Here is an 11,493-nt window from a genome sequence, read left to right as displayed (position 1 = left end):
TGACAGTTGACTAAACGACATGCTCACCTGCCAGGGGTCCGTCCCTGACCTCGACCAGTCAAAAACGAGAAAGCCGCCATCGTTCTGTCCGTTGTATGCGACAAGGGCTTCGACACCGAGCGCGGAGCGGTTCGTCGCGGTGATATAGAGAAAAGTGTCGACGTTCCCGCCGGGTGGCTGGGGGCACACTGCATTGAACGCTATACCGGTGCCGTTCTGCCATGCGGCTCTGAAGTCGTCCGTGTAATACATACCATAACCAGTGCCCCCGAGAACTGACTGTGTATCCAGTTCTCGCGCGGCAGGACCGAGCTTGCCCATGAGCCGCTGCACTGCTTGGTCACGCGATGTCAGGTCAGCGGCAGCATGCGTATGGACGAGCCGAATCCTGCTGTTGAGAAAGGCGGCTCGAAAAGCTTGATCTACCGGCGTTCGTGCTGTTATCGCGGCGAAATGCGCCCGTGCATCACCAATGCCAACACTGGGCTGACCGATTGGTGGGACCGGAGTTGCCTGTCCACTGTTCATGGGGGTAGTCATTTCCAATACTCCTCGGCAGTGTCAATCAAATACTATCTTTACGGTCTATTCGCGAACTACGGCACCGCAAATACAAGTGCAAAAAACGCTCCCAGCAGCGCAGTCACTCATTCGCTTCCCACTCAGCGGTGATGGTCAGGAAGGCGGCGAGATCATCAGCCCCACTTTTATCCATGGTCACGGTCTCAGGCTTGTATCGCGCTGTGGATAAGGCCGGTAATACGGTCGACGCCTGTTGCATACGAGCTTGATGACCCACGTCAGCCATCATTTCCTCAGGATTGCGAAGGCTTAGTGAACTCTCGGGTTTGCCACAGATTATTTGAATTTGGACGCTGCAAGTGCGGTATCCTCTTATGGGGTGAACATCCGTAGCGTCTATTGCTGGCTGGCTGGCTGACTTCGCGAACGGCGGTCAGAACGCACTGTTGGCAAAACCGATTCCAGGGCGTCCACCCAAGATAACGGCCGAAAGCTCTCGTTCTCATCCGTTAGTCGCATCATGAAACTGTTGGGATTCACAGTCCAGAAGCCGCTGTACCAAGCGTTTCAACAAGATCAAGAGTTAGTTCGCCAGCGGGAAGTGAAGACTTATCCGGCGATTCGATCCCACGCACGAACGGAAGGCGCCACGATCTATTTTGCGGATGAATCGGGCCTGCGTTCGGACTACCCACCGGCACCACATGGGTTCCCAAAGGCAAACGCCGGTGATAGGAACCACAAGCGCGCTTCGGCTTGAACATAATTTCGGTGGTGTCCTCGCGGCGAGTTTCGTTTCATGGTGTATGATGGCGCTGTAACGGCGAAAGTCTTTCGAGAGCTCCTCAGCTGCCTGACGATGAGAGCTACAACACCTGTCTTTTAAGTGCTCGATGGCCGCCCTGTTCACAAGGCGAAGCTCGTCAAGGCATTCGTCCAAGCCCAGGAGGGACGGCTGAAGTTGTTCTATTTGCCACCTTACTCATCCCACCTCAATTCTGGCAAACACGTGTGGGCGCAATATGAAGCGGGGAGTCGCCAAGCAACTGGTTGAATCAAAGAGTGAGATGAAACAGCTCGTGATTGGCGCACTGCGTCGCATTCAAAAGCTATCCGGGTTAGTGAAATTTTTCTTTCGCCAATGCGAATGTCAATATGCTGCCGCGTGACATTACTTTCGAAAAAGTTAGTAAGCTTGCGCCATTGTGCTTTGAGCCCGCTCAAGATCTCAGCGCAGATCAGCACGCCCTTCAAGCTGCGCCTCCAGCACTTCAAGCGGCACGCCAGCCGTCTCCGGAACACGCCGCAGCACGAACAGAAAACCCGCGCCGCAGATCAAGCCGTACAACCAGAAACTGCCCGCCGGACCGAGGTGGGTATTGAGCCAGGGAAATGTGTAAGTGAGCACGAAGCACGCGGTCCAGAGCCAGAACACACTCAAGGCGACGGCTTGCGCGCGGATACGGTCCGGGAAGATTTCCGACAGCAGCACCCAGGTGACCGGCGCCAACGTCGTGGCGTAGATCGCAATAGCTGCGAGCACCAACAGCAACACCGGCAGTCCGAGCAAGTGCAGCGCGTAAGCGCCACCGATCAGCAGATAGACCGCAAACAGGCCGCCCGCGCCGACCAGCATCAGCTTGCGCCGTCCCCAGCGGTCCACCAGCGCCAGCGCCAGCAGCGTAAACAGCAGATTGACCGAACCGGTGGCGACAATCGATCGGAGCCCTTCATTAATGTCGAAGCCTGCCGACGCGAAGATGTCCTGCGCATAGTTGAAGATGACGTTTATCCCGCACCACTGTTGGAACACCGCCAGCGTCACCCCAATTACGACGACCGGCCGCACGCGCCGGTCGAGCAGATCGCGCCAGCTTGCGCCAACGCCAGCGTTGGCCTGCTGTACCGTGCGGATGGCGGCCAGCGAAGCGCGTGCATAGACGTCGCCACCGATCTTCGTCAGTACCTGTTCCGCCCTATCGTGACGCCCTCGCCGGCTTAGCCATCGTGGCGACTCGGGTATCGCCATCGCGAGCACCAAGAACAGCAGCGCCGGAACACCTCCACTCAAGAACATCCAGCGTCATCCATGCTGCACGTTCCACGATTGCAGCAACGCGTGCGCATCGAGCCCCGGCGGCACCGGCCGGGCGATCCACAGGTTCACCGACTGCGCCAGCAACACGCCGACGACGATGGTGAACTGGTTGATGGCCACGAAGCGCCCCCGATGTGCCGCAGGGCTGACTTCGGCGATGTATAGCGGCGAAATGCTGGAAGCCAGGCCAATACCCAGTCCGCCGATGATGCGGAACATCGTAAAGATGCCGGTACCGTCAGCCCATGCGGTGCCGAACGCGCACATCAAGAACAAAGCCGCCGAAACGATCAGTATGGCGCGCCGGCCAAAGCGGTCCGCAAGCATGCCCGCCATCGCCGCGCCAGCGATGCAACCGACCAGGGCCGCACTCATCAGCCAACCGGACATCACCGGATCATGGATGCCGAAATAGGTTTCGTAGAAAACCTTGGCACCGCCGATAACCACCCAGTCGTAGCCGAAAAGCAGACCGCCGAGGGCTGCGATCAGGCAAATCAGCCATATATAGCGGCCGCTGTCGGCATGCACGGCGTGGGCATCGCCGGGCGTGTCACTGGGTATCTGCACGAGTGGTTCCTTTGGATACGGAGGCTTAAGGTTCACCGAAAGGTGTCGTCGTGCATGACGTCATTGACGTGGACATTAAGTTCGATGCATTACGCTTATCGAGGGCACGTCCGCGTCGTCATACCGGAGAGCGAGTCCGAGGTAACCAGCGGAGCCACCACGATGCGATCAAGATCCGGTGCGTAACCAGTGGGATTGCCCATCTGGATGGTATTGGACCCCGCCTTCAGTTGAACGCGAAGCAGCGTCGGCCGCGGGTCGTCGAAGGTGCTTCCATCCAGGTTCAACGAAACCGGCGCAGCGTTGTTGACGGTGACCACGAGCGTGCGCGTGCCGCTCGTTGCATAGTCGATTTCAAGCAGGTACGTCCCCGCTCTTGGAACGGTCACATTCGAGAACGTCACCGTATTGGCCGCACCATTCCCGATGTTGCCGGCTTTGGAAAGACCCGAGGCATAGTTGCTGAAGCCCGCGGTGACCGTTCCGCTCAAGGTGGCTTGCTCGGCTTCGTAAGTGGTGGTTGTCGGCAGTAAGGCATCGCCCTGCCCGCTGATCACGATGCGATCCAGGTCGGGCGCATAGCTGGTGGGATTGCCGAATTGGATGCTGTTGTATCCCGCCTGCAGGCAAACCGGCACCGTCGTGCTGGAAGGAATAAGAAAACTGCCGCCGCCGGAATTGAGGGTCTGGTAGGGGCCGCCATTGACCGTATAGAGATAGGAACGCAAGGCAAAGGTCATCGAATCGACCTGCATCAGATACACACCGGCGCGTCGCACATAGACATTCTGGAACGTTACGGTGTTGCCGGTACCCAGGCCGAGGCTGCCTACTTTTTTGCCGTCAGAGCAAAGGGGGCAGTCGGCAATGGATGCCGTGCCCGCCAACGTCGCCGATGTGGCTTCGTAGCTGGTGGAAGGCACAGGCGGCGTATGGCCAATGCGCGTTGAGATTTTCAGCAGCCGCACGCCATGTCCCTCCAGCACCGTCGAAAACGCGCCAGGTGATGGGCCAAGGTCCGTTCGCGCCCACAGGTCACGCACCTGTCGCACGCCGTCCAGCCCGATTTCCCGCCACGGCAGCGTCACCTTCACCGGCGTCGCATTCATATTGAACAAGGCGACGTCGTAGTTGCCATCGCCGAGATCGGAAATCCATACCGGCAGGTCCCCGCCGAGTACCTGCTTTGCCGGCTTGCCGGATTGATCGACCGCAAGCACTTCATCGGCCGTCGCCAGTTGCTTGCCGAAATCATCGATCTTCGTCAGGTCGCCCCCAAGGTAGATAGGTGCGTTTGCCATGGCCCACAGGGTGATGGCGGAGCGCTTCTCGGCATGAGACAGGCCATCCAGTTTGCCGTCTCCGATATCGAGCGAGTCCATGTCGTTCCAGCCCAGCGTAGGGCTGGCCGCATTCTCCCAACCCGGCAGATCCCGGAAGCGTTTGTAGATACGTGGCCAATCCGTAAGCGTCGCGCAACGGCCTTCGCATTCAACGTCATCGTCGATGCGGCGTGCATTGGAAAACGGCTGCCATGTGTCGAGATAGTCCTGATCGATTTCCCATGAGATTGTCAGCCAGATCGGACGGCCGCTGTTCGCAATGGCCTTGGACCAGGCGGCTACGTCGGCCCGGTTGTCGATATTGAGATTGTCGTTGTACGAACCGGGTGTCACGGCATCCAGCTTGATAAAGTCGACACCCCACGACGCGAACAGGGCGACTACGGAATCGATATAGGCCTGCGCACCAGGCTTGGTGAAATCGATCTTGTAATGATACGGCGACGTTCCCGGTGAGCCGAACGCATTCCCCGCCGTGTACGGTACGGTGAGAATGTCCTGGATGTGATAGGGCGTGCCAAGGATCGGGGAATTGGCCGCAACAGCGGGTTCTTCCACCCCGGGAATCCAATAAATGCCGGCCTTCTGACCGTTCTTATGGATGTGATCGATCAGTGCCTTGATGTCCGGAAACAAGGTGGGATCGGGAATTGGCCGGCCGTTCGCGTCGAAGCCGCCGTGCCAACCCGAATCCATATTGATGTAGTTGAAGCCATGCGCCTGCAGCCCTGAGCTGGCCAGTGCATCGGATTGGGCGGCGACATTGGCCTGGGTAAGAAAGTTGGCATCGAGCGTCTGCTGACTGTAGCTGCTCCAGCCAAGATAAGGTCTCTGGGCCACACCGTTGACCTGCGCACCCACACTTGTCGCCAGGCCGAGCAGCCCACACGCCAAAGCACCGCGCGACAAGAGCAACGTCACGGTTCGCGCCAATAAACGAGGCCCCGTTACAGCGTGATGAAACCGTGAATGCTCGCCACCGTTAAATACAAAGGTATTCATGACTGTCGACGTTCCCTTCAATGTCATTGAGGACGCTCCGATTCACTGGGCACGCGTGCCCAACAAAGCTGAGCAGACGGAATCGAACAGCAACTGCTGAACATCACTGACTACGTCGAATGGACTGAAGCTTGCGCTGCTCCCCCGCCTCAGTGCATGCGCTGAAAGCGACAACATACGGCTAGACTTGCGTATTTGTCATATAATATAACGTAGATTCGAATCATCCGCCCTGTCAAGAAGTAAAAATGTCACAAGCACGGCGACGCGACTGTTGATGAGTAAACATGGGGCAAGCTTACTGACGGCAATCGCGCTAACGGCAGCGTCGGTCGTTTGCGCCGCGCTTGCAGCGACACCGCCCTTTCCCGAACATCGGGTACCCGTTTGGGCGCCGAGCATGACTATCGGCGGCCCTACGTTCAACGACCAGACGATTCGAATGATCGCGCACGCAAGCCTGGGCGGCTCATCCGTACGCGTTCACCTATCCAATCTGCGCAGCACGACGCCATTACGCGTGGGCCGCGTGAGCATTGCCTATCAGGCCGATGGCGCGAGCGCTGTCGCTGGCTCGCTACGCACGGTGACGGTTTCTCACGTTACAAGCTTTATCCTGGCCGCCGGCACGGAGGCTTTCAGCGACCCGATAACGATGCACATCAAAGCCGGCCAGAACGTACTGATCAGTCTTTATCTGCCCGGTAAAACCAGTCCCGCCACTTGGCATTCCGATGCATTCGATACCACCTACGTGTCCGACGCGGATACCGGTGATCGCACGGACAACATCGACGGCGGCAGCTATACCCGCACCACCACCTCCTGGTATTACCTGTCGGGCGTGGATGTTCTTGCCAGCAATCACAGCACCATCGTCGCCTTCGGCGATTCCATCACCGACGGCTACAACACGCCCAAAGGCGCCTACGCGCGCTGGCCCGACGACTTGGCGCGCCGGCTTGCCGATAGCCATCACCCTATTGCGGTCGTCGATGCCGGCCTCGGTGGCAACCGGGTGCTGACGGATGCACCAAACATCTGGCAAGGCATCAGCGCCATCAAACGGTTCGTGCACGATGCACTCGATCTGCCGGGTGTGAAAACCGTGATCCTGCTGGAAGGCATCAACGATATCGGCAACGATGCCGGCCCGAACGGCGCGCCGCTGACCGCGCAGGACTTGATCGGCGGCTATAGGCATCTCATCAAGCAGGCGCACGATGCCGGCATCCGGATCATCGGCGGAACGCTGCTGCCGGACCACGGTGCCGACTACTACACCGAAGCCCATGAAGCCATTCGGCAGGCCTGCAATCACTGGATTCGCACCAGCGGCGCCTTCGATGGCGTTATCGACTTCGATCAGGCGATGCGCGATCCCGCCCATCCCGCATCCTTGCGCCCCGGCTACGACTCGGGCGATCACGTCCACCCAAACGCAGCAGGCATGCAGGCCATGGTGAACGCCATCGACTTGCAGCTGCTTACCCATTAGCGCTGAGAGAGAATATCGCCGATGAAAAAATTACCGGGTACTGGCGCGAAAAAGGATCATGGCGATCTTGAGCATGCAGCACGCCGCCATTTCCTGAAGATGACCGGCACGATGGCAGCGCTACTGCCTTTGTTGAGCGCGCCCGGATTCGCTGCCGCGACAGCCCCGGCACAAAATCCAAGACGGACACGCGCACCATCCATGCACGGCCCCACGCTGTGGTACGCCACGCCCGCTTCCGAATCGAACGTCATCCAGGAAGCGACGCCGATCGGCAACGGGCGCATGGGCGGCTTGATTGGCGGCGATCCTGCAAGGGATTTCCTGTATCTCACCGACAACTCCATGTGGCTCGGCGGACCGAACGATTCACTCGATAACGATGGGCAATTCAGCTACGAAGTGAAGAATTTCGGCAGCTTTACCATGCTTGCCAAGCTTTATATCGAGGCGAGTGGCCACGCGCTGTCGGGCATCACCAACTACCGGCGCGAATTGGATCTTGCCAACGGCTACGTGCGGGTTTCCTATCGCAAGGACGGTATCCATTATCTGCGCGAGATTTTTGCCAGCCATCCGGACGATGTCATCGTCGTGCATCTCTCGCAGAGTGGCGGCGGCACCTGGTCGGGTGCGATCGATTTGCAGGGAACCCACGCAGAGACCACCGAGTTTTCGCAACAGACCGCAGGCAGCCATTTCAGTGGCGCATTGAATAACGGCCTGAAATATGCAGCCGGCGTAAAAGCTGTCAGCCGATCCGGCTCCGTATCGGTCGAGAATGGCAGGTTACGCTTTGCCGGCTGCGATGCGCTGACCATTCTGTGTTGCGGCGGTACCAACTACACCCCGGATGTCGCGAAAGGCTACATGGATCATGCACTCGATCCGCTGACGCTGGTGCGGCAGAAGCTCGAGACGGCGGCTTCGTTGACCGCAGATGTTCTGCTGCACAGCCACATTGCCGACTACGCCGCGCTGTATGACACCATGCAGGTCAAGCTTGGCGCATCGACACCGGAACAACGCGGATGGGATACGTGGACGCGTCTGCAGGCACGCGCAAAACCCGATGCCGCCGCGGACCCTGAACTGGAAGCGGCCTACCTGCAGTTCGGGCGCTACCTGACCATCTGCGGATCGCGCGACAAGTTGCCCACCACCTTGCAGGGGCTGTGGCTCAGCGACAATACGCCCGACTGGATGAGCGACTATCACACCGATGTCAATCTGCAGATGAACTACTGGCTGCCGGATCGCGCCGGATTGCCTGCCTGCTTCGATGCATTGACGAACTACTGCCTGTCGCAATTCGAGTCCTGGACCGCGATAACCCGGCAGCATTTCAATGATCCGCGAAATGGCTTCCGCAATAGCTCCGGCAAACTGGCCGGATGGACGGTAGCCATTTCCACCAATATTTTCGGCGGCAATGGCTGGTGGTGGCATCCCGCCGGCAGCGCCTGGCTATGCAACAGTCTCTGGCAGCATTACCAATACACGCTTCATCGCGATCACCTCGTGCGCATCTATCCCCTGCTCAAGGGCGCGTGCGAGTTCTGGGAGGCGCGCTTGCTCACGCTGCGCATCACTGATCCCGTCAGCGGCCGGGAGCGCGAGGTGTTGATCGACGACAGCGATTGGTCGCCGGAACAAGGCCCGAAGAATGCAAAGGGCATCACCTATGCGCAGGAACTGGTGTGGGACCTGTTCAACAACTATCAGCAAGCAGCCGCCATCCTCGGCGTGGACGCGCACTACCGCTCGGTCATTGGCGGATTGCAGGCAAAGCTTTATCTGCCCCAGGTCAGCAGCGAAAACGGCTGGCTGGAAGAATGGATGTCACCGAAGAACCTGGGAGAAACCCGGCATCGCCATCTCTCACCGCTGATCGGATTCTTTCCAGGAGACCGCATCACCCTGGACAACAGTCCGGCAACCCTGATCGATGGCGTTACCCGCTTGCTCGACGCACGCGGCATGACCAGCTATGGCTGGGCATGTGCATGGCGGGCGATCTGCTGGGCACGCTTGAAGCATGCGGAACGTGCCTATCAACTGGTGATCACCAATCTTGCGCCCTGGCAGATTCGCGGCAATGGCACCGCCATGAACCTGTTCGACGTCTACCAGATGACCTCCACCACGGGCATATTCCAGATCGACGCCAACTTCGGCACACCCACGGCCATGCTGGAAATGCTGCTGTATTCCCGGCCAGGTTCGATAGAGCTGCTCCCTGCCCTGCCCAAAGCCTGGGCGGCGAGCGGTGAAGTCACTGGCATCGGCGCGCGCGACGGCTTCGTGGTGGACATGCGTTGGCGCGATGGCGAGATCGCGAGCGTTACCGTGCACAGCGTCGGCGGCACCCGGACACAGCTGAAATTCGGCAAGCATGTGCGAACCATTTCACTGCAATCCGGGCAATCGATAACGATTACGCCAGCTGCCGGTTAGCCTCAATGGCACTAACTTGAGCGTGTGCCTCGACGCTTGCTGTGATGCTCCCCCTCCCCTGCGAAGTAGGGGAGGGTTGGGATGGGGTGCGAGCGTAGCGAGCGGCAAGACCACGACGTTGCCACATTGCTTCTTGTTATCAGAAGTAATAGCAACATTCGGCTGCACGCTAAAGCACAAGCAACCCCACCCCCGCCCTCCCCTACTGCCGCAGGAGAGGGAGCGGATGCGGCAGACCATGGACCCATGACGCTTAAGTTAGTGCCATTGCGATTAGCGTGGCTAGAATCGAAGCAGGCGGTGGACAGCCAACGGCTGCGCCTGATTTGTTGCATTACCCACTGCACTGAGATCGCGGCGCCAATCGCTGCTCCAGATTGTCGGAGCACCTCCTCTTCAAGGAACAGCTTCACGGCCAGCGTATTGCCGCGACGCGTGGGCAGTAACGCTGACAGCTGCCCCACATGCGCCGTCCAAGTTCCATCATCGCCAAAAACGTCTGACCAGGCGCAGTGCGTAAGTGAGCAAGTAATCGCCATCCACAACCGCCTGAGCGGCCGTTCTGCAAAGGGCAATGCCTCGCATTGAAGGATATCCCTCGCCAGCGGACACCATTCCATGCATGCTTGCAGATAACCTTCCGCACCATGGCAGGATGATCTGCATGCACCACCTGATTCGCCCGGGCCTTGCCCTTGCACTGACCTTGCCGAGCGCACTCGTCGCCGCCCAGACATCGCCCGCCGTGGGCGATCGTGGCGTCGCCATCGCCGATGCGCCGGTGCCCCGCCCTGCCGACACGCCCTGCGTCGCCAAGTTGTATACCGATGTCGCATTCGACGACCACGGCAACGCCACCTCGCGTGCGGCGAAGCCCCGTGAGTGGACGTACACACCACCTGCGCAATGCGCCGGTCCATGGTCGAAAGTGGTGCTGGAGGCGGATTTTTCGGTGACGGCCGGGCGGCAATACGACCGCACGGCCAGCCTATGGCTCAAGGGCGTGAACCTTTTCTATGGCACTACGCAGGAACCGAGTGCCAAGGTCAGCCCCCATTGGCACGTCGAGCGTGACGTAACCGATTACGCCAGCCTGTTCCATGACGTCGGGCACGGCCAGACCGTGCTCAACAACTGGATAGATGCCACACGCGCCGGCGTGATCCAAGGCAGCGCGCAACTTGTGTTCTATCCAGCCACTGCGCGCAGCAAGGCCGCGTCGCCCGCCGACCTCGCCATCGGTCTGGTCGGCGACAGCGACGGGCATCCGGTGGATGTGCAGAACGGCCATGAAACGCTCGCGCGCACCCTCACCCTGCCGCGCAATGTCGAACGCGTGGCGCTGGATCTGATCGCGCAGAGCCAGGCCGTGGACGAGCAGTGGTACATGTGCATCGACGATGCCGACATGGAACCCACGCGCGAGTTTTCGCTCGGGCCACCGAACACGGGCGATCCGCTGGAGCAGTGCCCCGGCGGTAACTTCCGCGAAGTGGCCGTAAGCATCGACGGCGAGCCGGCCGGGCGCGCGCCGGTCTATCCATGGACCTACACCGGCGGCGTGGACCCGAATCTGTGGCGACCCACACCTGACATCCAGACACTCAATTTCACGCCCTATCGTGTGGACCTGACACCCTTCGCCGCACTGCTTGACGATGGCAAGCCGCACACCGTGGCGGTGCGCGTGCTAGGCGCACACGACTTCTTCAGCCTCGCCGCCAACCTGCTTGCTTGGCGTGACCATGGGCGCGACGTGCTCACCGGCAAACTCACGCAAAACACACTTGCTCCACAGCAGGATGGCCAGCCGCCACAAGTGCAGCGCCACTTCAAATACGGCCCCGATGGCACGCTGCATGGTGAGGTCGATACCCTGCAAAACGGCCACTATGCAATCACCGGCGAACTGAAAACCTCGCACGGCAAGGTCGTCACGCGCGTCGAACAGCATGCGGATTTTGCCAACCGTCAGGTCTTCGATCATCCATCGAAGGGCAACT

At 59.5% G+C, this 11,493-nt stretch carries 5 protein-coding genes and 2 pseudogenes; 4 read left to right on the top strand and 3 right to left on the bottom strand.

Annotated elements, in window-relative coordinates; genetic code table 11:
* On the bottom strand, positions 1–540 hold a 540-nt coding region (locus tag VMA74_RS08005), incomplete at its 3' end, for a hypothetical protein (RefSeq protein ID WP_325366109.1).
* Between the two features lie 340 nt (positions 541–880).
* Here VMA74_RS08005 and VMA74_RS08000 point away from each other — a divergent pair.
* Positions 881–1,691 (top strand): annotated as a pseudogene (locus tag VMA74_RS08000) (IS630 family transposase); the annotation flags it as partial.
* A 59-nt stretch (positions 1,692–1,750) separates the two neighbouring features.
* Here the strand turns inward: VMA74_RS08000 and VMA74_RS07995 are convergent.
* Together VMA74_RS07995 and VMA74_RS07990 are read right to left on the bottom strand one after the other, a co-directional pair.
* Positions 1,751–3,151, bottom strand: a pseudogene (locus tag VMA74_RS07995) (sugar porter family MFS transporter).
* A 134-nt stretch (positions 3,152–3,285) separates the two neighbouring features.
* Entirely contained in the window at positions 3,286–5,454 is a 2,169-nt protein-coding gene (locus VMA74_RS07990) for an alpha-galactosidase D (RefSeq protein ID WP_325366108.1), read from the bottom strand.
* A gap of 481 nt (positions 5,455–5,935) precedes the next feature.
* Between VMA74_RS07990 and VMA74_RS07985 the strand changes: the two genes are divergently transcribed.
* The 3 genes from VMA74_RS07985 to VMA74_RS07975 all read left to right on the top strand — a co-directional run.
* A complete protein-coding gene (locus tag VMA74_RS07985; protein ID WP_325366107.1) occupies positions 5,936–7,033 on the top strand; it encodes an SGNH/GDSL hydrolase family protein in 1,098 nt (365 codons plus the stop codon).
* A gap of 21 nt (positions 7,034–7,054) precedes the next feature.
* Positions 7,055–9,490, top strand: a complete 2,436-nt coding sequence (locus VMA74_RS07980; RefSeq protein ID WP_325366106.1) for a glycosyl hydrolase family 95 catalytic domain-containing protein — start codon at positions 7,055–7,057, stop codon at positions 9,488–9,490.
* 664 nt (positions 9,491–10,154) lie between these two features.
* Positions 10,155–11,493, top strand: a 1,339-nt coding sequence (locus VMA74_RS07975; RefSeq protein WP_325366105.1) for a peptide-N4-asparagine amidase, incomplete at its 3' end; no start/stop codon positions are given.

Source organism: Dyella sp. (assembly GCF_035508675.1).
Taxonomy (GTDB): domain Bacteria; phylum Pseudomonadota; class Gammaproteobacteria; order Xanthomonadales; family Rhodanobacteraceae; genus Dyella_B.
The sequence above is the reverse complement of the archived record's forward strand: the minus strand, read 5'-3'. Positions and strand labels throughout refer to the sequence as shown.